Annotated in this window: 23 protein-coding genes, 1 tRNA gene and 1 pseudogene; 6 read left to right on the forward strand and 19 right to left on the reverse strand. The window is 62.8% G+C overall.

Going from position 1 to position 23,252, the window contains the following annotated elements; translation table 11 throughout:
• Together ACXDF8_RS23910 and ACXDF8_RS23915 are read right to left on the reverse strand one after the other, a co-directional pair.
• On the reverse strand, window positions 1-547 hold a 547-nt coding region (locus ACXDF8_RS23910), incomplete at its 3' end, for a DUF222 domain-containing protein (RefSeq protein ID WP_457225754.1).
• 74 nt (window positions 548-621) lie between these two features.
• The gene (locus ACXDF8_RS23915; RefSeq protein WP_457225755.1) at window positions 622-1,059 is read right to left on the reverse strand and encodes a hypothetical protein; all 438 of its coding nucleotides are present in this window, start codon (window positions 1,057-1,059) and stop codon (window positions 622-624) included.
• Between the two features lie 134 nt (window positions 1,060-1,193).
• Between ACXDF8_RS23915 and ACXDF8_RS23920 the strand changes: the two genes are divergently transcribed.
• Both ACXDF8_RS23920 and ACXDF8_RS23925 read left to right on the forward strand, forming a co-directional pair.
• The gene (locus tag ACXDF8_RS23920; protein ID WP_457225756.1) at window positions 1,194-2,459 is read left to right on the forward strand and encodes a pyridoxal phosphate-dependent aminotransferase; all 1,266 of its coding nucleotides are present in this window, start codon (window positions 1,194-1,196) and stop codon (window positions 2,457-2,459) included.
• 31 nt (window positions 2,460-2,490) lie between these two features.
• The gene (locus ACXDF8_RS23925; RefSeq protein WP_457225757.1) at window positions 2,491-3,747 is read left to right on the forward strand and encodes a YibE/F family protein; all 1,257 of its coding nucleotides are present in this window, start codon (window positions 2,491-2,493) and stop codon (window positions 3,745-3,747) included.
• On the opposite strand, the pseudogene ACXDF8_RS23930 reads toward ACXDF8_RS23925, so the two are convergent.
• The 7 genes and pseudogenes from ACXDF8_RS23930 to ACXDF8_RS23960 form a co-directional block, all read right to left on the reverse strand.
• Window positions 3,695-3,805 (reverse strand): annotated as a pseudogene (locus ACXDF8_RS23930) (glucose-1-phosphate thymidylyltransferase); the annotation flags it as partial. The gene ACXDF8_RS23925 and the pseudogene ACXDF8_RS23930 overlap by 53 nt on opposite strands.
• Before the next feature lie 15 nt (window positions 3,806-3,820).
• Window positions 3,821-4,195 carry a nuclear transport factor 2 family protein gene (locus ACXDF8_RS23935; protein WP_457225758.1) on the reverse strand — a complete coding sequence of 125 codons (375 nt, stop codon included), beginning with the start codon at window positions 4,193-4,195 and terminating at the stop codon, window positions 3,821-3,823.
• A 20-nt stretch (window positions 4,196-4,215) separates the two neighbouring features.
• Window positions 4,216-4,980, reverse strand: coding sequence for a maleylpyruvate isomerase N-terminal domain-containing protein (locus ACXDF8_RS23940; RefSeq protein ID WP_457225759.1), 765 nt, complete (start codon window positions 4,978-4,980; stop codon window positions 4,216-4,218).
• 10 nt (window positions 4,981-4,990) lie between these two features.
• Window positions 4,991-6,319, reverse strand: coding sequence for a UDP-glucose dehydrogenase family protein (locus ACXDF8_RS23945; RefSeq protein ID WP_457225760.1), 1,329 nt, complete (start codon window positions 6,317-6,319; stop codon window positions 4,991-4,993).
• Between the two features lie 80 nt (window positions 6,320-6,399).
• The gene (locus ACXDF8_RS23950; RefSeq protein ID WP_457225761.1) at window positions 6,400-8,223 is read right to left on the reverse strand and encodes a DUF7159 family protein; all 1,824 of its coding nucleotides are present in this window, start codon (window positions 8,221-8,223) and stop codon (window positions 6,400-6,402) included.
• 156 nt (window positions 8,224-8,379) lie between these two features.
• Window positions 8,380-8,961 (reverse strand): dCTP deaminase, encoded by a 582-nt coding sequence (dcd, locus tag ACXDF8_RS23955; protein WP_457225762.1) that lies wholly within the window; start codon window positions 8,959-8,961, stop codon window positions 8,380-8,382.
• Between the two features lie 20 nt (window positions 8,962-8,981).
• Window positions 8,982-10,841, reverse strand: coding sequence for a glycoside hydrolase family 64 protein (locus ACXDF8_RS23960; protein ID WP_457225763.1), 1,860 nt, complete (start codon window positions 10,839-10,841; stop codon window positions 8,982-8,984).
• A 270-nt stretch (window positions 10,842-11,111) separates the two neighbouring features.
• Here ACXDF8_RS23960 and ACXDF8_RS23965 point away from each other — a divergent pair.
• The 3 genes from ACXDF8_RS23965 (at window position 11,112) to ACXDF8_RS23975 (ending at window position 13,075) form a co-directional block, all read left to right on the forward strand.
• Window positions 11,112-11,185, forward strand: a tRNA-Gly gene (locus tag ACXDF8_RS23965).
• 232 nt (window positions 11,186-11,417) lie between these two features.
• A complete protein-coding gene (locus tag ACXDF8_RS23970; protein ID WP_457225764.1) occupies window positions 11,418-12,569 on the forward strand; it encodes an ImmA/IrrE family metallo-endopeptidase in 1,152 nt (383 codons plus the stop codon).
• Window positions 12,570-12,613: 44 nt separating this feature from the next.
• Entirely contained in the window at window positions 12,614-13,075 is a 462-nt protein-coding gene (locus tag ACXDF8_RS23975; RefSeq protein ID WP_457225765.1) for a hypothetical protein, read from the forward strand.
• On the opposite strand, the gene ACXDF8_RS23980 is transcribed toward ACXDF8_RS23975, so the two are convergent.
• The 10 genes from ACXDF8_RS23980 to ACXDF8_RS24025 all read right to left on the reverse strand — a co-directional run bounded on the left by ACXDF8_RS23980 (window position 13,064) and on the right by ACXDF8_RS24025 (window position 22,043).
• Entirely contained in the window at window positions 13,064-13,942 is an 879-nt protein-coding gene (locus ACXDF8_RS23980; RefSeq protein WP_457225766.1) for a DUF6602 domain-containing protein, read from the reverse strand. The two genes, ACXDF8_RS23975 and ACXDF8_RS23980, sit on opposite strands and share 12 nt — an antisense overlap.
• Before the next feature lie 58 nt (window positions 13,943-14,000).
• The gene (locus tag ACXDF8_RS23985; protein ID WP_457225767.1) at window positions 14,001-15,380 is read right to left on the reverse strand and encodes a tyrosine-type recombinase/integrase; all 1,380 of its coding nucleotides are present in this window, start codon (window positions 15,378-15,380) and stop codon (window positions 14,001-14,003) included.
• A gap of 53 nt (window positions 15,381-15,433) precedes the next feature.
• Window positions 15,434-15,922, reverse strand: coding sequence for a hypothetical protein (locus tag ACXDF8_RS23990; protein WP_457225768.1), 489 nt, complete (start codon window positions 15,920-15,922; stop codon window positions 15,434-15,436).
• Window positions 15,922-16,524 (reverse strand): recombinase family protein, encoded by a 603-nt coding sequence (locus ACXDF8_RS23995; protein ID WP_457225769.1) that lies wholly within the window; start codon window positions 16,522-16,524, stop codon window positions 15,922-15,924. The genes ACXDF8_RS23990 and ACXDF8_RS23995 overlap by 1 nt, the downstream gene beginning before the upstream one ends.
• 142 nt (window positions 16,525-16,666) lie before the next feature.
• A complete protein-coding gene (locus ACXDF8_RS24000; protein WP_457225770.1) occupies window positions 16,667-17,410 on the reverse strand; it encodes a putative phage terminase small subunit in 744 nt (247 codons plus the stop codon).
• Window positions 17,407-17,871 (reverse strand): hypothetical protein, encoded by a 465-nt coding sequence (locus tag ACXDF8_RS24005; RefSeq protein WP_457225771.1) that lies wholly within the window; start codon window positions 17,869-17,871, stop codon window positions 17,407-17,409. Before ACXDF8_RS24005 ends, ACXDF8_RS24000 begins: the two co-directional genes overlap by 4 nt.
• 409 nt (window positions 17,872-18,280) lie before the next feature.
• Window positions 18,281-20,284 carry an AAA family ATPase gene (locus ACXDF8_RS24010; RefSeq protein WP_457225772.1) on the reverse strand — a complete coding sequence of 668 codons (2,004 nt, stop codon included), beginning with the start codon at window positions 20,282-20,284 and terminating at the stop codon, window positions 18,281-18,283.
• Window positions 20,285-20,574: 290 nt separating this feature from the next.
• Complete coding sequence (locus ACXDF8_RS24015; RefSeq protein WP_457225773.1) at window positions 20,575-21,279, reverse strand: hypothetical protein; 705 nt, start codon at window positions 21,277-21,279, stop codon at window positions 20,575-20,577.
• Window positions 21,276-21,764 carry a hypothetical protein gene (locus ACXDF8_RS24020; RefSeq protein ID WP_457225774.1) on the reverse strand — a complete coding sequence of 163 codons (489 nt, stop codon included), beginning with the start codon at window positions 21,762-21,764 and terminating at the stop codon, window positions 21,276-21,278. The genes ACXDF8_RS24015 and ACXDF8_RS24020 overlap by 4 nt, the downstream gene beginning before the upstream one ends.
• Window positions 21,765-22,043 carry a hypothetical protein gene (locus ACXDF8_RS24025; RefSeq protein ID WP_457225775.1) on the reverse strand — a complete coding sequence of 93 codons (279 nt, stop codon included), beginning with the start codon at window positions 22,041-22,043 and terminating at the stop codon, window positions 21,765-21,767. It lies immediately after the preceding gene.
• Window positions 22,044-22,490: 447 nt separating this feature from the next.
• On the opposite strand from ACXDF8_RS24025, the gene ACXDF8_RS24030 reads away from it, so the two are divergent.
• A complete protein-coding gene (locus ACXDF8_RS24030; protein ID WP_457225776.1) occupies window positions 22,491-22,709 on the forward strand; it encodes a hypothetical protein in 219 nt (72 codons plus the stop codon).
• Window positions 22,710-23,252: the final 543 nt, after the last annotated feature.

The following is a 23,252-nucleotide window of genomic DNA, read 5'->3' on the forward strand; positions in this document are numbered from 1 at the left end:
CGAACCCGCGTTTGCGGGCCCGGTCCTCCTCAGAGAACTTCCCGTCGGGGTTGAGCAGCAGCGACAGTTGGTGGGCGACCGTGGCCAACTGATCCGGCCGCAGACTCACCGCATGCTCGGCTAGCGACCGTTCGGCCTTGTCCCGCTCCGCGAGCGGGACATGGTCGGGCAGGTCGCGGAAGAACTGCTGGATCACTCGCAGATGCTCGCCATCCAACTGCCCGTCATGCCAGGCCTTCGAGGTCTGCGGCAACAACGGCGCCACCGGCTCCCCGGTCAAGGTCCGCCGGGGGGCCAGCTGCTCGGCATCACGGATCCGGCGTTTGGCCTCGCGCGGGCTGATCCGCAACACATCCGCCACCGCAATGCCCACCGGCGGACACCCCTGGAACTGCTCGAGCGTGCCCACCCAGGACAAGGCGACCGCGGCCTGTCGTCGCCGTGCGGTCTCCAACCGCTCCAGCACCGCGAACCGTTCCGGCGCCGCCAACGCCTCGACATCGACCGCGCCGATCTCCCCGAGGACGGTGTCGAGATCGTCCAACATCACGTCGAATCGAACGCATGTTCGAAACGGTACCCCGGTCCTACGACAAGTAAGACCGCCGGGAAACCAACGGGTCAGCTGACCCTTTTGAGTTGCAGCGGCGCCTGAGTGATCTGCCCGCCCGGGCAGTCACCGTTGGAGTCGGCGGTGACCGTCCCGGTCAATGTCGCCGCGTCGATCGCATAGGCGATCCGGACCGGGGCGTAGCTGCCGTCGTCGCACACGACGCCGTCCGGCTTCGTCACCGTGAAGTTCCAGCGACCGTTGGACAGGGTGGCGACGCTGGTCCACCCGACCGTGCTGACCAGGTTGGCCGTGCAGCCATCGACGAGGACGGGGCAGTTCGATGCCGCGGTCACCATGGCCCCGTCGTCACCGCCGATCACGGCGAACGTGCCATTGATGGGCGACGGGTCGGCATTGGCCGCGGCCGGCGCGACCAACGCTGCCACGGCCGCACCCCCAGCCACCACAGCCGCTGTAGCCAGGATGCTGGTCAACATTCGCTTCATTCGGCGCCCCTCCAAGTCTTTGCAGCAAATTAACAGCGTTTGTGACAGGAACCCGGGAGGTTGCAGCTCAAGCACGATTCGTGTCAGTGGTTAGGAAGCGAAATGGATTTGCACCGGGGTGGGAGAATCGTGTCGTGAGCACTCACCAGCTGCCGTGGCACGGCACGAGCCAGCACCCGCGGCAACGTACGTTCACGCAGTCGACCAAGCTGCAGGACGTTCTCTACGAGATCCGTGGGCCGATCCACGAGCACGCCACCCGCCTGGAGAACGAGGGTCACCGCATCCTCAAGCTCAACATCGGCAACCCGGCGCCATTCGGCTTCGAGGCGCCCGACGTCATCATGCGCGACATGATCGCCGCCCTGCCCAATGCGCAGGGTTACTCCGACTCCAAGGGCATCGTCAGTGCCCGACGGGCGGTGTTCACCCGCTACGAGCTGGTCGAGGGCTTCCCCCGGTTCGACATCGACGACGTCTACCTCGGCAACGGCGTATCCGAACTCATCACGATGACGTTGCAGGCGCTACTCGACAATGGCGACCAGGTGCTCATCCCGGCGCCGGACTACCCGCTGTGGACGGCGTCGACGGCGCTGGCCGGCGGCACCCCGGTGCACTACCTGTGCGACGAGACGCAGGGCTGGATGCCCGACATCGCCGACCTTGAATCTAAGATCACCGACCGCACCAAGGCGCTGGTCGTGATCAACCCGAACAACCCGACCGGGGCGGTCTACAGCCGCGAGATCCTGCAGCAGATGGTCGAGTTGGCGCGCAAGCACCAGCTGCTGCTGCTTGCCGATGAGATCTACGACAAGATCCTCTACGACGACGCCAAGCACATCAGCTTGGCCTCGCTGGCGCCGGATCTGCTGACGCTGACGTTCAACGGACTGTCCAAGGCCTACCGAGTGGCCGGCTACCGCTCGGGCTGGCTGGTGATCACCGGCCCCAAAGAGCACGCCTCCAGCTTCATCGAGGGCATCAGCCTCCTGGCCAACATGCGCCTGTGCCCGAATGTGCCCGCCCAGCACGCGATTCAGGTGGCGTTGGGTGGACACCAGAGCATCGAGGACCTGGTACTGCCGGGCGGGCGTCTGCTCGAGCAGCGCGACGTCGCGTGGAACAGGCTCAACGAGATCCCTGGTGTCTCCTGTGTGAAGCCCACCGGTGCGCTGTACGCCTTCCCGCGCCTGGACCCCGAGGTGCACGACATCCACGACGACGAGCAGCTGGTACTCGATCTGCTGTTGCAGGAGAAGATCCTGGTCACCCAGGGCACGGGCTTCAACTGGCCGGCCCCCGACCACCTGCGGATCGTGACGCTGCCGTGGGCACGGGACCTGGCCAACGCGATCGAGCGGCTGGGCAACTTCCTGGCCAGCTACCGCCAGTAAGAGCCCAGGGCGGCGCCTCTACCCTGTCGGGGTGACGCACTCCCATTCGCACTCCGGGCCGGCCCCGCTTGGCCCGCTGGCCGCCCGAGTGGTCGTCGTCGCGTTGGCCGTCATCGGCCTCGCGGTGGTCATCGGAGCGGTCCTGTTGTGGCCGAACGGCGCCAAGGCCGACATTCCCCTGCCGTTCCAGAACGGAGCGGGCGGCGCGGTCACCACCGAGGCCGGCCACGTGCGATCCAGCACTCTGGCTGACTGCGGAAGTCCGTCGGCAGGCCAAGTTCTCACCGCAGCCCCTGCCCCCGGCGTGTCCGGCAGCGGCACCTGTGTGCAGTCGGTGGTGGCCATCGACACCGGGCCCAACCGAGGCGCCACCACCATGCTGGAGTTCAGCCAGGGTCCGGGCCAGCCAAACCTGTTGGCGGGCGACAGCATTCGTGTTTCCCGGCAGGTCGACCGGCAGGGCGCTACCAGTTACGCGTTCTACGACTACGAACGCACCTGGCCGTTGATCGCCATGGCGGCGTTGTTCGCCATCGTTATCGTGGCGGTCGCTCGCTGGCGCGGCCTGCGGGCACTGATCGGCATCGTCGTCGCATTCGGAGTGCTGGTGATATTCCTGCTGCCCGCACTGCGAGACGGCGCCCCGGCGGTTCCCGTCGCGCTGGTCGCCTCCGCGGCGATCCTGTACGCGGTCATCTATCTCGCCCATGGCGTCAGCCTGCGCACCAGCGCCGCCCTGCTCGGCACCCTCACCTCCATGCTGCTGGCCGGATTCTTGTCTTGGGGCGCAATCGAACTCGCACACCTGACCGGGCTCTCGGAGGATCAGAACAACGAGGTGGCCGCGTATCTGGGACATGTGTCCATCCAGGGTCTACTGCTGGCGGGGTTCATCATCGGATCGCTGGGTGTGCTCAACGACGTGACGATCACCCAGGCCTCGGCGGTCTTCGAACTGGCGCACGTCGCGCATGGGACGCGTCGGCAGATCTTCTTGCGTGCCATGCGAATCGGCAGCGATCACATCGCCAGCACCGTCTACACGCTGGTGCTGGCGTATGCCGGCAGTTCGCTGCCGCTGCTGTTGTTGTTCAGCGTGGCCAACCGCTCGCTGGGCGATGTGCTGACCAGCGAGAGCGTTGCCATCGAGATCGCACGCTCCGCCGTAGGCGGTATCGCACTGGCCCTGTCGGTGCCCTTGACCACCGCGATCGCCGCGGTGCTCGCCACACCCGCTACTGGCGACGGTCCACCAGCCCCATCAGGTAGCCGCCATAGCCTGACTTGATCAGCTGGGCGGCGCGGCGGGCGAGTATCTCGTCGATGAAGCCCATCCGCCAGGCCACTCCCCCGCATGTCGATCAGGCTTGCAGGTCTTCGTCGGACATCTCGGTGGCTGCCAGCGCGGTGGCCAGATCGTCGTGGCGGAACGCGGAAGTGACGTGGTCGTGCACCACGCGAAACGCCGAAGCCGCGACGCGGGTGTCGGCGGGATCGGTCTTCGACGTCATGTTCTCTTCGACCACGACGACACCGTCGTGGTAGTAGATCTCGCCCACCTCGATCGTGGCGGGCAGGCGCAGGGCCCATTCCCGCAGCGCGGCGTGGCCCTGGGCAGCGCCGTCGCTGTCTCCGATCTCGATGTCGTCGCTGGACAGCGAAACCAGGGTGTCGATGTCCGAGGTGTTCAGCGCGTCATGCCAGGCGAGAACGGTGGCGATCTCCGAAGTACTCATGAACGCCCAAATTACCCGCTCTAGAACGGCGTGCGTGCCAGCCAGGTCTCCCAGACCTCCGGGTCACCGAAGATCTCCAGCCCTTCCTCGGCGGCGGTGCGGCGCCGCACGACGACGAGCAGCAGGCTGCGGGCCGGTCCGCGCAGCGCCACGGTGGCCTTTCCGTGTTCGTGGTCCAGCGCAATGCCGTCCAGGCGGCCGAGGATCGTCCACTCGCCGGCCTCCCCGAGTCCGGGGTCGGTGGCGTGCAGATGCACCGATTGACCGTCGCCGACCGGCCGGTCACCACCTGCGGGTCCCTCCTCGTCGGCCTGGACGACGACACGCTCCAACCACTCGGTAATGGCGTCGGCGGCCACGGCCGGGTCGACCTCGAAGTCGATACCGAGGGCTAGGGCGGCGTCCGCCCGGTGCACGACGGCTTCGTGCAACCGCCGCCTGATCCACCAGGACGCCGGTCGAGGGCCCAGGAATGTCCACACCCGGGTGTCGGCACCGGTCTTACCGACGGCATCGAGAAGCTGGTGCACACCACCGTGTAGCCAGTCGATCTCGTTGTCACGTCCGGCGGGCGGCTTGCCGCCGGCAACGGTGCGCGGGTCGATAGCGTCCATGGACTGTTCGGCGACGATCTCGGCGCACCACCGGTCCCCTCGCCCGACGTGGCGCATCAGCTGTCCGAGGGTCCACTCCGGGCAGGTCGGCACCGGGATCGACAGATCGGCGTCGCGCAGAAGGTCGCCGAGGGCGGCATTCTCGGCGACGAGGGCGGTTGCGTAGTCCACGGAGGAAAACCTACGTCACCGACGCGCGGCCCAATGCGTAAACCTGCCATCCCGCGTCCACCCACCGCTGCGCGTCAAGGCAATTGCGGCCGTCGACAATGACTCTGGCCCGCACCGTCTGTGCCAGTTGGTGGGGGTCGAGGTCGACGAACTCCTGCCATTCGGTGAGTACCAGCACCGCGTCGGCGCGCTCGCAGGCGTCCTCGGCCGACGTCGAGTAGTTCAGTGTCGGGAACAGCCGCTGCGAGTTGTCCATTGCCTTGGGGTCGTAGACGTTGACGGTGGCACCGTTGAGCTGGAGCATGCCGGCGACGTTGAGGGCGGGCGAGTCCCGCACGTCGTCGGATTCGGGTTTGAAGGCGGCGCCGAGCACGGCGATGTTGGCGCCCAGCAGTGAGCCTCCGCAGGCCGTGGTGGCCAGCTCGACCATTCGGGTCCGCCGGCGCATGTTGATGCTGTCCACCTCGCGCAGGAAGGTCAATGCGTGGTTGGCGCCGAGCTCGCCCGCACGCGCCATGAAAGCTCGGATGTCCTTGGGCAGGCAGCCACCACCGAAACCCAAGCCGGCGTTGAGGAATCGCCGCCCGATACGCGGGTCGTAGCCCAGCGCGTCGGCCAGTACTCGCACATCGGCGCCGGCGGCCTCGCACACCTCGGAGATGGCGTTGATGAACGAGATCTTGGTGGCAAGAAAGGCGTTCGCCGACACCTTGACCAGCTCCGCGGTCTGCAGGTCGGTGACCAGGAACGGGATGCCCTCACCTAGCAGTGGCGCGTAGAGCTCGCGCAGCACCGCCTCGGCTCTCGTCGAATCCGGTTGCACGCCAACCACGATGCGGTCGGGATGCAGGGTGTCCTGGACGGCGAAGCCCTCCCGCAGGAACTCGGGGTTCCAGGCGATCTCGACGTCGACCCCGTGACCGGCCAGGCTGCGGGCGCGGCCGGCGAGCGCGGCGGCGGTTCCCACCGGGACCGTCGACTTGCCGACGATCACCGCGGACCGGGTGAGCCGCGGCACCAGCTCGTCGATCACCGCGTTGACATGACGCAGGTCGGCGCCGTACTCGCCCTTCTTCTGCGGAGTACCGACCCCGAGGAAGTGCACGTCGGCGAAGTCGGCGGCCACGTCGTAGTCGGTGGTGAAGCGCAGCCTGCCGGCAGCGAGGTTGTCGCGCAACACCTTTGCCAGCCCGGGTTCGTAGAACGGGATGTCACCGGCGGACAGCTTGGCGATCTTGCCGGGGTCGATATCCACCCCCACGACCTCGTGACCCAATTCGGCCATTCCGGCGGCATGGGTGGCGCCGAGGTAGCCAGTGCCGAACACGGTGCATCGCATACTGCCCTCTATAGGCAGCCGCTATGAGCTAACCGCGTCGCGACACTGAGCGCGAGGCTAACGCTTGGTGAACTCAGACGTCAGTGGCCGAAACTGGGCCACGGCCACAGCGGGCTCTGGGAACCGCCACCGGAGCCGCGCGAACTGCCGGTGCCGCCGGAGCTCGAGCCACCCGAGCCCGAACTCGATCCACCGGAACCGTAATCACCACCACCATCGGACCCGTAACCGCCCGACCCCTCGCCACCGGACCCGTAGCCACCGGAACCGTAGCCACCCGATCCATAGCCACCCGACCCGCTGGCGGGAGCAGGCGCGCTCGGGGCCTCAGTCACCGACGGCACCGACGGCTGCGAAGGCTGTGAAGGCTCGGACGGCTGCGAAGGCTGTGAAGGCTCGGACGGATAGTTCGGGGACGACGGATACGACGGGGACGACGGATACGACGGGGACGACGGATACGACGGGTAGTTCGGCGACGAGGGATACGACGGATATTCCGGCTCCTGATGCCGCGGCGGCCGCAGGAACGGCGGAAGCAGCTGGCGGGGCACCACGATCACCGGAGGCGTGAGCACCGGGGCAGGGATCACCGGCGCGACCGGAGCCGGTGCCGGTGCGGCGGGGGCGGGCGCGGGAGCCTCGGGTGCCGGCGCGGGAGCAGGAGCGGCGGGCGCCGGTGCCACCGACGCGGGGGCCCGCGGCGCGGGGGTGACGTAGACGGTGCGCGGGGCCTGCTGGACGACCGGCATCGGCTCCTGGATGGTGTCGGGCACCGACGGGGTCGACGGCGGCGGTGGCGCGGCCGCTTCCGGGGCGGCGGAGGCAGGCGCCTGCTTGCTCGGCACGATGGCGCTCTGGCCGGGGCTTGGCCGTTGGTCCACGGTCGGTCGGATGCTGACCGCGAGTGAGAGCACCAAGGCCACCACGCCGACCACGAAGATCGACGTCAGGGCGCTGCCGACCAGCAGGAACGGCTTGCGCTCGGAGTCGCGGCTGAAGTCGAGCTCGGCGGGCACGTCGTCGTAGGCCAGTGACGGGTCGTAGGCCAGGGAGGAGTCGAAGTCAGGGTCGTCGGGCACCTCGCTGTAGCCCAGCGGCGCCATGTACCCGGCGGCGGCCATCTGGGTGCCGGCGGCGGCCATTTCGGTGTCGGCACCGGCCGGGTACACCGCACCGGCGGTGGTGCCGTCGCGATCCCCGGCGTAGGCCAGGCCGACCGTCGAGGCTTCGTAGCGGGGAGCATTCGCCGAGGCCAGACCGGCGCCGCGGGCCAGGGCCAGCTCGGCGTCGTCGGGGGCGTGCACGGGCAGGGTGGTGCCCAGCGCCAGTTGCGCCTTCATAGCGGCGACGTCGACGCCGGAACCGAGCACGAACAGGCCCTGCGGCGGCTGCTCGACGGTTTCCAGGCCGGCGACCATGTGCTGCAGTTCGGCCACGGCGTCCTGGGCGTGCAGGCTTTCGGTCTGGACCTTGACGACGGCTCCGGAGGCCGTTTCGACCACTGAGAGGGTTGCGGTGTCGCGCTCGAGGAACAGCAGCGCGGTGCGCTCGTAGCCCACGGCGTTTCCGACGGTCTGGGCCAGCGCGCCGGCGGCGTGTAGTTCGGAGATCAGGGCGACGTCGTCGATCTTGCGGGCGGACAGCGCGTCACGCAGCTCGGCCGCGGCGCCATGGTCGGTCCACGTGACACCTGTCGACACCAGTCGGTGACCGCCCTCGACAGCGCTCTCCCGAGTACCGAGGATGGCGGCGACCACTTGCTCGGCTGCGGTTGCCGTGCCTTCGCCGGTGGCGATGTCGAAGGTGTCGTGGTCGACGGTCACGCCGTCGGCCTTCTCCCCTTCGACCAGCACCATGCGCACCGTCGTTGGTGTCATCGACACACCAAGTACGATGTCCACTACGCCTCCAAGGTTGTTTGCTGGCTCACCCCGACCCGCTGACGCGCTCCACCCTGCGGGAGCCGCTCGACTATTAAAAGCATCGCCGCAGGTGGCAGCTCTGTTACAGCCGAACGGGTTAGCTGGTGACTCGCGCCTGACCCTGGAGTTCCGAGGTTACCCGCCCGGCTTGGACTGGATGAAGTTCTGATATGAGCGCGACGGCGTAGGGCCGCGCTGGCCCTGGTATTTGGAGCCGACGCTGGCGCTGCCGTACGGGTGTTCGGCCGGGCTGGTCAGGCGCAGCAGGCACAGCTGGCCGATCTTCATACCCGGCCACAGCGTGATCGGCAGGTTGGCGACGTTCGACAGTTCCAGGGTGATGTGGCCGGAGAAGCCCGGGTCGATGAAGCCGGCGGTGGAGTGCGTCAGCAGGCCCAGGCGGCCCAGCGAGGACTTGCCTTCCAGGCGGCCGGCAAGGTCGTCGGGCAGGCTGCAGCACTCCAAGGTGGACCCGAGGACGAACTCGCCGGGATGCAGCACGAACGGCTCGCCCTCGTCGGGCTGGACCAGGCTGGTCAGCTCGTCCTGCTGCTTGGCGGGGTCGATATGGGTGTAGCGGGTGTTGTTGAACACCCGGAACAGGTTGTCCAGCCGAACGTCCACGCTCGACGGCTGCACCAGGGCGTCGTCGAAGGGATCGATGCCCAGTCGGCCGTCGGCGATTGCGGCGCGGATATCACGATCGGAGAGCAGCACGCGACGAGCGTATAGCCGCGTCAGTTGATCGTGATGGTGAGCGTGTCCGGTGGCTGCGAATTGTTGAGGATCAGGACCGAACTCTGGTTGTTCACGTCGTCGTAGGGGAAGCCGTAGTTCTTTCCGTCCAACCCGAGTTCGTGAAAGACCTGTGCATAGGAGTTGTGTTTGGTGCCGGCTGGATAGTAGGCGGCGACGTTGCCCCACTGGTCCGGCGAGACGGCCACCCCACGGTTGAACGCGGCATCGAGTTGCGCGAGGAACGCCCCCTGTTCGTGGGTGCCGACAAACGGTCCGTCGCCGGCGAAAACCTCTGCGGTCGTTGGCTTGTCCATGACATAGCTGCCGGAGACACCGGCGGGGTTCAGCGCGGTGACCGTGTAGGCGAACTGGTCGTTCGCATCGACCTGCCCGGTCACCGTGTAGGTGCCGGGAGAGGTGAACGTGAATGTCTGCGTCCGGTACTTCGTCCAGAAGGCGTCGATCGGGTCGTCGAGATAGCTGGCCAGTCCCCCGGGTTGCGTCGAGCGCGGCGACGCGATGCGCAGCGGATTGCCCTGACCGTCGTTGATGACGAGTTGCTGGAATTCGGTAGGGACCGAATTCTGGTAGGTGGTAAACACCTGGTTCCGGGTGACGGCCGTGCCGCGAGTGGCCGAGAAGCCGCTGGAATCCTGCACCACGGTGAAGCTCAATGGCAGCCCGAACTGGTCGACCTGAGTGGTGTTGCCGCCGAAGGGCACAGCGCCGTATTGGTAGCTGAGCTCGTACCAGTCGTAGACGGTGTCGTAGTTGGGGTCGCCCATGCCGACCGGGTCGGGCACCGTCCAGCCGGTGTTGTCTGCACTGATGGCGATGTAGAGCGGTTGGCCCACCGAGACATAGATCCTGGCGCCCTGCAGTTCGGGAGGAACCCTCAGGTTCCCGGCGTCGTCGAGCGTGTACGACATGTTGGCGTAGTTGACGCCGTCCTTGACCAGATGTCCTGGGGTGTTGGCATCGTCATGATTGATCGGGTGCGCTGTGCCGTTCCGGTCGACCCAGGCCCACTGGTTCTTGGAGGTCTGGCCGATCGCGAAGACGTAGAGCTGGTTGCTCTCATACGACGAGTTGTTGACGAAGTCGACCGGGAATGTCGCCGCTTCGTGCGGCTCAACTGCGACCGTGAGCGTGCCCGTGGCGGTGTGGCCGCTGGAACCGAGCAAGCCGAACGTCAACAGGTTCACCAGGCCGGACAGGCCGTGGATGTGCGGACCGCTCCAGAAATCCGAGGTGGTGACCTGGAAGGTGTCGGTATAGGGAGCGCCGCCGTCCCAGCTGCCCGGTGGGGTGTAGGTGGCGTTGGCGCCGGAGATGCGCAGAGTGCCGCCAGCCGTGCCGGTCCCGGCGTCCTTGCCGCGGATGCCGTAGACCAGATGCCGGTTGTCGGCGTCGAGGCCACCCAGGGTGAACGGGGTGCTCGTCTCGCCGGGATCGAGTGCCTCGGAGCGGGTCTGAGCCGGAAATGTCGGCGTTGCGGCCTCGAAGGTCCGCTGAAACCAGTCGCGCACGGCGTCCCCCGCCGAGCGCAGCGGACCGGCCGCAGCGACCGCAGGGGCGGTGGATACCGATCTTGTCCGAACAACTACCGATGGACGGATCCTCGGTGCGATCGAATTCCCGCGCCCGGCGATGCGGGCACTGGTACCTGTCGCCTTGCGCGCACTCTTGGCGCCCTGGTGCGGCTTGGGTGCGTCCGCTTGGGCGGCTGACGATTTGCTAGACGAGTTGGCGCTCGACGGCTCTGCAGAGCTGGTCGCGGGGTGGGCCAGCAGTGCGGCACCGATGCCGCCGGCCACGGCCAACGCCCCGATCCACCCAACGCGCGCTGCTACTGCCATCTGGGGGGTTCCGTTCGCCGTGGCCCGATGTCGTCACAGTACGCGCGGATCGGCGTGCGGTAGAGCGCAATGAGCAGCGGATTTCAGACTTCGATCGACGCTTCATATTCAGGCCGCGCAACCGCCTGGTGTGAGCCGGTCATCGGTGTACGTCATTTGCTGCCCGCTTCGCGCGAGGGTGGTTGTTCCGAACGCCTGCAGGTGGGTGACGACGTTGGGGGACGCGGTTCTCCCGGTTGGAGGTCGGCAGTGCTAACGTCTGTGTCCACCGCCGATGTAGTTCAATGGCAGAACATCAGCTTCCCAAGCTGAATACGCGGGTTCGATTCCCGTCATCGGCTCCAAGAAATGCCAAGTCAGAGCGGTATCTAGCTCCGCTAGATTTATAACCAGACCCGTCTTGTTCGGATTTTGTTCGGCGGGAACGTTTGTTCGATTTGCTGCATAGTCGCAGGTGGCGCCTGGTGCAGCCATGGGCCCTCACCCTTGTCACCCAAGCCTCGTACTGTCTAAGAAAACCCGAAACACCCCGACGACTTCCCCGCCTACGCCCGCAACTATTGATTGGATAACGCGATGGCCAAGCCCATGCCGATCACAGGCAGCGTGCTCGCTTGGGCATTGGCCGACAAAGGGCTCACCCTCGCCCAGGCGGCAGAGAGTCTGAAGCTCGATCAAGAATTGATACAGAGCTGGGTTGACGAAGACGCGAAGCCCAACAAAGGCCAGTTTGAACGATTAGTCAAACTTCTCGACTGCAACGAATCTTTGCTTTTCTTACCGAAGCCTCCGCAGTCCTCCCGTCAATCGAATGTGCAATTTCGGCGGCATGCAGACGCGCCAAACCGAATCCCCGACGAAACAGCTAGCGCTATGCGAGCCGCACAGATTGTCTTAAAAGTTGCAAAATGGCTTGCCGTCAAAGCCGAGGAAGAAGACGCCGATTGGCCAGTTGTTCCGTTGGCGACGGTAAAAGAAGACCCAGAAAGTGTGGCGTTACGCCTTCGCGCCTGGCTTGACTGGTCCGCCGAAAAGCATTCGGGTCCAAACGCCACTGACAGCAGCGCAGCCAAAGCCATGCGGAGTGCACTCCAAAATAACCGGATCGTTGTTCTGCACCTAACGATGGACGAAGGGGTGACTCGGGGCTTCAGCCTTCACGACGGTCCTGCGTCTGTAATTGCCGTCAACACCCGAGACCACATCCGAGCGCGCTATTTTTCGTACGCTCACGAACTAGCACATCTCGCGCTCCGTGATGATTCCGTTTGCCTGACTCGCAATGACTCAAGCAACACCGAGCGGTTTTGCAATCGTGTCGCCGGAGCAATTCTAATGCCCGCCGATGCGTTTAGATCATTCGTCAACGATCGCTTCAAAGGCCACGTCAGTACGCGCGACCAAGTCATCACCATACGGAATTATTTCAAGGTCAGCCTTCAGGCCGCAGCAATTCGAGCCGAAAACCTGGGGCTTGCTTCAGAGACTCTGTACGCGCAGGTTGTACCCGACCCCGAACCTAAGAGTAGCGGGGGCACGTATATACCAGGAAACGAACGTACCCGACCGCGAGTGCGGGTCGATCAATATGGCTCGGGCTTCGTAAACTCACTTGTAGAAGCTGAAGAATCCGGATATCTCAAGCGGACTCAAGTGCTGGATCTGCTTCACCTATCTGATCGCGAACTGGATCGCGCTCGCGAACTTGCCTCCAGCGGGGTTGGGTGAGCGGCCAAACACTTTGCGTCGCAGACGCCAGCGCACTGCACCAAATGTGCCGAATAGTCGCGCAGCCCAAACATCCTGACTTACTGACGGGCCTCTCCAAGTTAGTAGATCGTGCGGAACTGGGCTTTCCGCGCGAGGTATGTTCGGAACTAGAGATAATCGCGCGAGAGGAGCCCATCTGGGCCTGGGCGAACGGGCTGACAAGCAAGCTCGACCCGTTCGCAGCCGACATCGTCTATATGCGTACGCTAATGGCGAATGCAGTCGAGCTAGGGTTCGAAGACGGCTTCGAAAGTCTGGAGAAGGGCGAAAATGGTTTCGGACCGGTCTGCCGACTGTGCTTTCATCTGCAAGCCGAAGAGCGGGAATTCGTTCTAGCGACGGAAGATACCGGCGAAACACCGCTACGTCCAACCATGGAGCAAATCGCGAATCATGTAGGCTGGACGCGAATCGATGCTGCCACGGCACTTGAACACCTAGGGCTGGCCGACCTACTGACTTAGCGAAATGATTCGAATGTCTCTCATTTCTGGCGAAATGTAATGGTGGAAACTTGGAGAAGGCCGGCCCTGCTCAGTCGCAAGCGTTGTGACTAATGCTTCAGAAAATAGTAAGAGTGCGCGAGCGGACTCTGCTAAATATTCCAGCCCTTGAATCGAATGGATACTGAACGTATTTCCGCGAAGTACGGCAGAAGTACCAGCCCCAGCCGGAACTGGTTCGTAAACCCCGGCGGCGATCCCTCCGCCGCCAATTGCCTGCAGTGGTGTCACCCCTAACAGGTAGTCCGAGTCTTTTGGCATCTCCCAACCGAGAGCCTTTGCGACACGGCCGGAAATCCCGATCATCCCAGGATCGACCAGGAGAAATAAATCTGGCCTAAGGTCGCCATCAGTTCTCTTCAATGCTTGAAGGTGTTTCGCAATGGTCTCCAGCGTCTGGGTAGCGCGGTAGCCAACCGCGGCGTATAGAGCTAGGCCATCCTTTTTCGAATGAAGGGCCTGGACACTGTCGATCTTCTCGCCGATATCCTCTATCTCGGCTCCGCCCACAGAGGTTTTTACTTCGATACACCCGTAAACGTTTTCGACGGGATACAAAACCTGGGTTGTCTGCGCAAGAATTGTTGGCTCATCGACCGCATCGAATAGAATTATGTCCGTCTGAGATGACTCGTTTCCTTCCGAATCGAATATCAGCCCAGATCCGATCCCATATCTGGAGGGGACCAAATTCGAGAGCATGCGAGCCAGCGAAAGTTCATTTTCTCTACCCTTTTCCCCCTGGTGGCCGATGATGTTATTAAAATCTTCGACCTCAGCCTGTAGACGTCGCAGAACTCCGCGCCAATACTGCGAAACTAGCTTCATATCCGCTCTCCCCTGAGTCCTGCCTCGACATGTGCAGGGTAGTCCCCGCGCTGTCGACCTAACCGCGCTGCCGCAGCGTCACCACGTTCGAAACCGTTGGCGTATCCATTGAGTCCAGTGCGGCCATGTCGTCGCTGGCGTCGTCGGTACGGAACAGATGCACGTAGATGTCCAGCGTGGTCGATGTTTTCGAGTGTCCCAAATACTGGCTGACCTTCTCGACTGGCAGACCCGCAGCCGCGCACAAACTCGCGTAGGTGTGGCGCAACCCGTGGAACTTGAATTGCCCAGGCAGAACGTCGGCCTGGTCTCCCGCCAGGGCGGTTGGGTTTGATTCACGCGCCAAGCGATTGGCTCGCAATACCGCAGGCCGGAACACGGCTTTATAGAACGTCTGGTGACGCAGCTTGGCCGTCCAGTCGAGCACCAGGCGGTCAGTCGCTTCGGCCACCGATAGCGCGGCTAAGGCGGTGGCCTGCCGGTCGGCCTTTTGCGCAGCGGTTTCCGGTTCCTCGCGGTTGTCGTCAGCACGACGCTTACCGGTCGGCTTGACCGGTGACAGCGTCACCGCACAGAACAGCGGTGCGGTCGGCTCATCGGCTCGCGGGTGCTCGGCCAGGTAATCGCGCAGCAATTGTGCCGTGGCCGACCGCAGCGGCACCCGCCGATTGCTTCCCTTGGTTTTCGTCGTGTCGTAGGTCAGCTCGCCGCCGGTATCGCTCACCGTTCGGCGTACCCGCAGCCACACCGTGCCGTTGGGGTTCATGGGCCAATCGATATCGCCTACCTGTAGGCCGCACAACTCACCAGCACGCAATCCCGACCACGCGGCCAAGTGCACCAATACCGAGCAAGGCCACGGCGTCGCGTCAACCAGCGCGGCAACCTGCATTGCCGACAGGAACATGTCGGGATCGTCCACAACACCGGGAGACGAATTGGCCACCGTGCGCTCGCTGGGCAGCTTGACGCCGACAGCGACGTTGTCGAGCACCCGCCCGTCGGCCACAGCGTGATCGAGCACCGCTTTGACCACAAAATAGTGATGCCGCACCGTTGACGCTGACTTACCTGCCTTCACTAGCGCACCGACCCACGCGGCAATGTCTTTGCGCGCAACCGAATTGATCTGGCGGACACCAAACGTCGCGGCAATCGACAGGCCCGCAGTGCTGGTACCGTCAGCATTCTTGCGAGCGCGAGTCTTCTTAGCCAACAGGTTTGTGTACTCAGCACGGGTGCTGGCTTTCAAATCATGTTGAGCATCAAGCCATTCGGTGGCGACAACAGCGAACTTTTCCTTACCCGCATCACGCAGGCTGACGGGCGATCTTCCTTGTGTCACCAACTTCTCAGCGTCGCGGGCGGCGTTGGCCGCAGCCTTTTCGGTGTCGAATGTCCCGGCACTGCACTCGCTGCCGTCGCTCTCGAAGTACATGCCCGTATACCGCATACCCTTGGCGGACTTCCGCGTGATCACCCGAGACATGACTACGAATTCCCCTCTAGTGCAGCCGATTCACCAAGTAACCGCCGTCTGATGACGGTATCGATTTCGGAATCGGCCATATCAGCCTCACGGCGCGGCGAGCCCTTTAGGTTCGCATCGTCGGTGTACCAGTAGAGTTTCCACTTGCCGCTTGCGGGCTTTTCCTGCGCTAATTCGCGCGCTTCATCGATGGTGAAAAGCCACACACGATCTCGCGAAACATCAACGCAGGCAATCCATTGCGCCGGGCAATTGACATCGAACGACCAGCCGCGCGTAGGCTCCCCTTTCCCGCCAGCCGGTCGAGCGTCCCACTGGGCTTTGACTTGCACCGTTGCGGCCTGGCGCGTGACGGGCAGGTACATCACCAGGTCGATTCCGTCATCAGTGGTCATGCGAGCGCTATCGATGCTGTGCTTGAGCAACTTGTATTGCACCAACACCTCACCCGCCGCGCCGATGACCTGTGTACGCACTGAACTCGTCGTCATTACTCCCCCTCTGCACCAGTCGATTTCGATTCCAAAGCCCGATAGACGGTTGCGCGGCTCACACCGAGCGCATCTGCTATCACCGGCACCGGCTCACCGGACTCGCGCATCCGTTGCGCTAGTTGGGTTTTCGATGCGCTCAGTACTTTTGGCCGGCCCACACTCAACCCGCGTGCGCGCCGCGCTGCGCTACTGGCCTCTTTCCGCTCACGAATCAGCTCTAATTCCAGCTCAGCCAGGCTCGCGAGCACCCCCGCAATCATCCGGCCAGTGGCGGTGCTTGTGTCGATTCCCTCGCGAATGGACCGCAACACTATGCCGCGCTCGGTCAGTTCCCGAATGGTCATCATCACTTCGGCAGCATCGCGGCCTAGCCGGTCAATGCCCACAACCACGATCACGTCACCGGGTCGCGCGTAGTCGAGCAGCGCGGCCATCTGTGGCCGCTGCGCGCGCCGTAGCGAGCCGGAAAGCTGGTCGGCATAGATGCGGGCCGGATCAACACCGGCAGCGGTCAGCGCGTCGGTCTGCGCGTCAAGTGACTGGTGGCCGGTGCTCACCCTGGCGTAACCGAGCACCTGGCCGGTTGCGATCGTCGTCATGGCCCGACCCTATCTCAGAATCACGCGCTGCGTCTATTTTGCGAATCTTTTATGAAACAACTTTTGAGACGTGCTCAGCAGGGATTTTGCGAACCAATAACGTCAGCAGATCACCAGTTGCAGAACCTTGGAATTGAGACAGTCACCTACGCCTCAATTGCCCACGATGAGCACGGTTCGCTTCGGCAACGCGCTCCATTGCGATATCGGTAGGCAAGTAGCCATCGGTGGGCGGCATCGGCAGAGGGCGATTCGCCAACGTTTCTGTGGCGCGTCGGTGGACCTCAAGCCGGTAGTCATCCTCGGGGTAGGTGTCTAGGCCGTCCTGGTCGTCGTCAGCCTTGGTTTCGACCTCGCCCTCTATGACGTAGCCCGGTCCCAGCGCCAATGTCCCGCCAGGGCGGTATGTGTCGTGAGATTCAATCGCTGGCGATTGCGGCTCGGGGTCAGGTATCCCGCGCGCACGTCGGTAGTCGCTGCGGCTGCCCGACTCGATGGACTCAAATATCTGATCGATTGGCTTGACCGTCACCTCAACCTGTTTCGGCTCAGTAATGCCGACGCGATCGAGTACCGAATTCACGGCCTGCAACGCGACGTAGGCCGGAACCTTCTCACTCTCGGCAATGCCTAGCAGTCGCTCTGCCATGCGATCGGCTGCGGCTGAGAGCCTTTCGCGAGCTTTCGTTATAGCCTGCGGACTACCGCCACCGTGATACTTGCATACCGATTGACCGGCCAGAGCGGCGTTCTTGCACTGGTCGCCGTTCTTTTTGTGGGCATGACAGCGCCGGGAGGAATCAGGTCGTTTCGACCAGTCTCGCGGCCCTGCGAGGCCGTGTTGCTTCTTTTCGATAGGTGATTTCTCCGATGAGTCCGTCGTCATCGCTGCCCTGCTTTCACATTAAATTTCGTACCGAATCCGGCCCGTTCGTAGGCGGCGTAGTTGGCCTCAACTAGTTGCTTGGCGGTCCGTTTGCCGCCGTTGAGACCTTCGGGGTCAAAGTAGAACTCGCTGTCCCACACCACTTTCTGTATCAATTGCAGCCAGTTGGTCGCTTTGAGGTCTATAGCCAGCGTGGCCAGGGTGGTCAGCAACAGCTCAGCGGTGGCAATCAGCGATACATTGATCCGGCATGGCCGGTTACCACTGGCACCGGGCAGCACACCACATTCGACGTGCTCACGCTCGGCGCAATCACTATGAAATAACAGCCATTTGCGCTCTCGGATGGTCAGGAACCCTGACCCGTTGACGACCGGATGGCCGCATACCTCACAGATCAGTACCAGATTGCCCTTTGATACTCGCACCGGTTTCCCGTTGGAATGTTGTACCGCTGACACGGCTCACCTCCCTTCATTCGTTTTCGAATTGTGTTCTGCCACAGTCCTGATCGCATTCTCGGTAACTTCTGTAGCCTTCCGCTGGGCTCGGCCTGTCCCCTCCCCTATAGGGAGGGGGAGGGACACAGAGCCTCTAGAGCCGGGGCAAAACCTGTCTGAACCTGTCCCAGACAGTTTGACCAGCGGATATGCGGTTCTGTCTGCACCTGTCCCAGACAGTTCGGATCGGCATTTCCGCAGGTAGACAGGTACCGGGCGATATGAGCCGACAAATCGGTATATCCGCTGTTCAAAGCGATTGTGACCTGTCTGGGACAACCGCAGACAGGTCAGCACGAAATACCAGTTGACCAGCGCGAATAGCTCCAGACAATTGCAGACAGACTGACCAGCGCAAACGCGGCACAACCTATTTGCTGTCATCGTCGGCGCTCCCGCTAACGGCCGAATCATTCTGTATTTCCGATGATTTCGGTTGCTTGGCATGTTGCTTACGGAATCGCACCGCTGCGGCCCAGAACCTGTTGTCGGCTGACATTTGGCCGCCAGCTTGCAGATACGCGGCCTTGGCCCTATCTCTACCCAACGCGGGATCGACGTCGAGCCGGTCCAGCTCGGATACCAGTGCGCTCGTGTCAGGATCGAGCACAGTCGCGATTCCATCGGCAGTACGCACGATGAACGAGGCGGCGCCAGGGCCCAATTCGTGACGCAATGGGTCGTCGCGCCGTCGCACACTCACTACCTGCGCGAAGTGCTGTCGGCGTCGCTTGCCTAGAGTCAGCGTCAAATCATCGCTACCAGCGCGCGCCGCTGTCATACGGAAATCAGCATCCACATCGGATAGCTTGTGCGAGCTACCACGCGGGCCTCTGTCGGCATCCTTGCCCAGGTGGTCCAACCGCAGCACGGCCACCTGTTGATCGCGCAAGGGTTGGATAGACAATCGGTAGAACTGACTCCACGTATCGGCGTCGTTTTCGCCACCATCGATGAACCTGCTCACCGTATCGAGTACCACCAGGTCAACCTGGTCGTCCATGCCTGCGGCCACCGATTGAATCAGCGCCAGGAATTCGCGCGCTCCCTTGGCCGTGTCCAGCCCGCCAACGTCGGGATAGCAGAGCACTGACAGGTTCGGCAGGTCCAGCGGTGCGCCCATCGAATCGAGCCCGCTACGCCACCAGTCCTGACCGTTTTCGGCGTCGAGATAGATCACCTTGGCCGGTTCCATCTCGTACGTGGGGTCGAACGCCGATCGGCCCAGCGATGCCGCCACTGCAATCGCTCGTGTAAGCACTGACTTGCCGGTGCCGGGTGCAGCCGACAGCGAGACGTAGCTGTCGCGCGCCAGTACGTCGGGCAATAGCCACGAAATCGGCTGTGGCGGTCGAGTTCGCAACTGCCGTAAATCCAGCGGTGCATTGCGGAGGATTTTGGCCGGCTCAGGGCTCCCCATTTGGATGCGAAATCGCACCCCATCGGCCAAACCGGCGAACTCGCGGGGATCACTGCCGTAATCGCGGTTGGCCTCTGCACGTATGTCGTCGAGATCGCGACCCAATGCGTACCCCACGGCGTTAGCCACCAGGCGCCCAAATTCATTGGCACCTACCTGCGCCTCGTAGCTCTCACCGCGTTTGGCGTAAGACTCGCGCGCCGCGCGTTCTATCTGATCAATCGCGCGAGCGAACGGGTAGTAGCCGAGCCGTGACTCACCGGCTGCGATCCGAAGCGCATTGCGTACGCAATTGCGGGTGCCGCTGCTTTGTTTGGCGACGCTGGCCACCAGGGCGGTTAGGGCATTGGGCCGGTCGTCACTATTGGCCGTGGATTCGATGAAGGCGGACACCTGCTCGCGTGAGGCTGTTTGAGTCGCGGAACCGACTCCATCCGCCTTGGCGGTCAAGTACGCGCGAGCGACCTCGGGCAGGTCGGGCACCAGGCCGGTCGTAACCCACCGGTAGCGCCCGCCTTGAGAGGCTTTGGCGTGCGTGGAGGGTTCGACCACGATCACGGTGTTACCGCTACGAATCTCGCCCACTTGTGTGCCGTTGCTGAGTTTGAAATCTCCTGAGATGAATGTCTCGGTGCTTGCAAAGACATAGTGCCCGCGATCGCTGGCGTATTCGCGTGACGCTTGGTGTCTGCCGGCTCGCAACCACGCCAGTTCGTCGGGCACGGTGTCGATATCGAGATCAAATGCAACGAGGCCACTGCGGCCCGTATGGATAGCGATTGACGGTGGATCGTCGTTGTCCCAGTAGGCCTCGATTGTGTCGGCATCGCGGGTGGATCGCTTCGGCCAGCCCCTACCGACAATTGAACCTGGGTTTTTCGGTGTTGCCGGGTCGATCGGCAGGACGTAGCAATTGCCCTCGGCAAGGCGCTGGGCGGCCTTGAACGGGCTCAAACCGGTTACGTCAGGAATTACCGGCTGGACTCTTGTCGTCAAGAGCGCGTCAGCCTCAGAATTGTCGGCTCCGCTTGGTACAGTATCCACATCACCTCGTTCGATGACCCCCGCCCTTAGCTTGACCGGCCAGTGGGCGGGGGTTTCCTTTGTCGTAATCGTCTACGCTACAATCGAATTCGCTGCTCGCTCGACTAGCCAACAACGGCGAGTTTCCGAATAGCGACCGGAAATTTCCGTCGGCACGATCGCACGCCAATTGCGGTTTGAGCAACTAGCGGCACCATTTCCTAGCCGCTCCGATAGTTAGCGCTCTTACCGAGCCTGGACATCGGCCAGAACGTGAAAAAGCAAGGCTCACAGACTGTATGGAAAGTCAGATACTCACCACGCTGCGTAGTGAACAGGCCCCAGACTTTCCTACCGTCGCGGCAGTCTCGCGGCGGGCGTGCCTCGAAATCGCAATTCGGTGCCACAGCGAGATTGCAGACGGTGGGGATGATCCCTAGCCATATCGCCCTAGCGAGAGCATCGGCAGTGTAGCCACCGCGCAGTACGTGCACCATTGCGGGATGGGTCGCCACCAAGCCACGAATGACATTGGACTGCAAAGGATTATCTCGGTCCCAGAGCGGCAGGAGCGACAGTCCGTCGTCTGCAGTTTGGTGGTCGACCACCCAGAGCTTTTCACTGGAAGTTGCCCGATGACGGCTCAAGACGATTCCACTCAAGTTTCTGATTCGATCATCGAAATCTCCCGTCAGAGCCGCGCTGAAGCCGTGGCCAGTTAAATGCCCGTCGACGCCAGCGCCCAGGTTGAACAGCTGGTTGAAGCGCTCGACGGCTAGTCGTACGTCTTCGACGTTGCTCGCCAGAATGTGGGTCACATCGGTCCTGGCGTCGTCGGCCAATGGGCTCGCGATGTCGAAGTCATCGCGTCGCCATGTCGCGTTCACTTCGTCTACTAGTTCTCTGGCGCGGTCGTGTTCGCTCACCGTTCAATCTCCCTCTGGTATTCGGCTAGCGCTCTGGCGCGGCCGTCCGCGATGGCGAACTGCACTTGGAGCGGGAGGATTTCGCTGTCGTACTCGCAACCCTCGATGGCGGTCTCTACGTCGCCTATGGTCACGATGAGGTCGAACGTCGTCTCTACGGTGAGTTCGCCAGAGTTCTCGTCGTCGGGTACTACGCGGTGCGTGAGGTCTCTGATGTCCCATCGCGCTGCGTCGTAACGTGCCTTGGCGGCGTACCGGTCTAGGAAATCGAACAGGCGGTGATTCGGTTCGATTCCGAACGACAACGGCACGAACGACGCGGGCCGGATATTCGTGATGTGGGTGCCGTCTTCGGCGACCGCGTTCTCTACGATGATGAATGAGATTGACTCGCGCTCAAACGAGCCGTCCTCGCGCAGCGTTACACCTTCCATGTCGCGCACTTGTTGGCATTCAACAAAGCTCGCGAAATCGTCGTCGTCCACTTACGCGCTCACCTGGCCGTCAACGTGAGGCAGCGTGCCGATGTGCATCAAATCGAAAAGGCCACGATCACTGTAGTAGCGGTTCCCAGAAATCTTGTGGTAGGCGAGTTTTCGCGTCTGCTCGGTATGCAATTTGATGAACGACGCTGTGACAGCGATGCCGAACAGCTCACAGATTCTCGCCGCAGCGGCGTCCATGCCCTTGATGTTTGGCGTGGCCGAGTACCTGAGCCGTTCAGTCTTCAATTCCTCGGGAATGTCGGTGTCGGCGTATGGCATGGCGGGTCGTTTCGACGGTTGAACTACGTTTCGAGACATAGGCTTTCCAGCTTCCGTTTACGGATATCCCCGAAGTTCGCTCGGGGGGGAACTACTGTGCGAATTGGCCTGGCTCGTCTTACCCGGTGCCGTCACGGGTGCTGGCTGTACCTGTTGACGACTTTAGCACGATCGTAGCGAACCGGACAAGCACCGAAGCGCGGCGGCAGCGATATCCCTGAACAGCCCGAATAGGCTTATTCCATTTGCGCTAAGACTTCGACAGCTAACACCTTTTGTGGTCAATTCCAGAGTGCGGCGGCTGTTTTCGAACGACCACCAGGGCGGGTTGGGTTGCGGCGACAGTGGCCAAAATTGCGCCACACAATCGCTAGGGAAACCGGGTCGATCACCTGCGGACAAAAGGCTTGCGTGCGAACCAAAGCGCAGCGGTCTACCGTCGCCACCATGACAGAGGTATTACCTACACAACCGGTGCTTGGCCACGCCGTCACTGCCGGTGACTGCCTAGCAATAGCCGCCGCTGATGGCACCGTGACCCGTTGGCCGGTGCTTGACGTGACTCGTCATCCGACCAAGCTCGATCGCGTCCTGATTTCCGGTGAGGCTGGTCGCGGCGTGCTTGATCTACATCTGAGCGATTGGGTGCGCCGGATCATTCCGTAACCGTTGGGGAATGGAATGGTGTGACCCCCGTAGTTGGACAAGTCGACAAATACGGGGGTCACGCGCAGCCCTTCGGTTAAGCCGCGCCTTCCCAGCTCCGAACTGGGGTCTGGTGGCTGGCGAATCGGTTGAAGCGGGCGGACTCGCCAGAGGGTCTATGGGTTAGGCAATCCGCCTAACGCCGACAGTGGCACTGCCGTAGACCGCCACTTTGACGTTGCGGCGTTTCACTGTTCGCGTGCCCGCGACCGATACACCACGAAACCGACCACCAGGACCAACGCGGCCCACTTGAGCCTTACGCGCCAGCGATTTGGCAGCGCTCGCGGTCTTCGCGAACCTACCCTTTGCGTCCCGTTTGTACTTGCGGCGTCCGCGTGCCATCACAATCACCGCTTCTTCTTGAAGCGGCCAGACTTCGCGCGCGTTCGGTGCTTCCCCTTGCCCTTAGCCATTGGGGTTCCCTTCGGGTAGTGCGTGCGGCAGTGATTGGCTGGCCGCTGTCCCGGTGTATTGGTCGGGGTCGCTGTAACGGGGTGGCGT

Source organism: Mycolicibacterium sp. CBM1 (genome assembly GCF_054073305.1).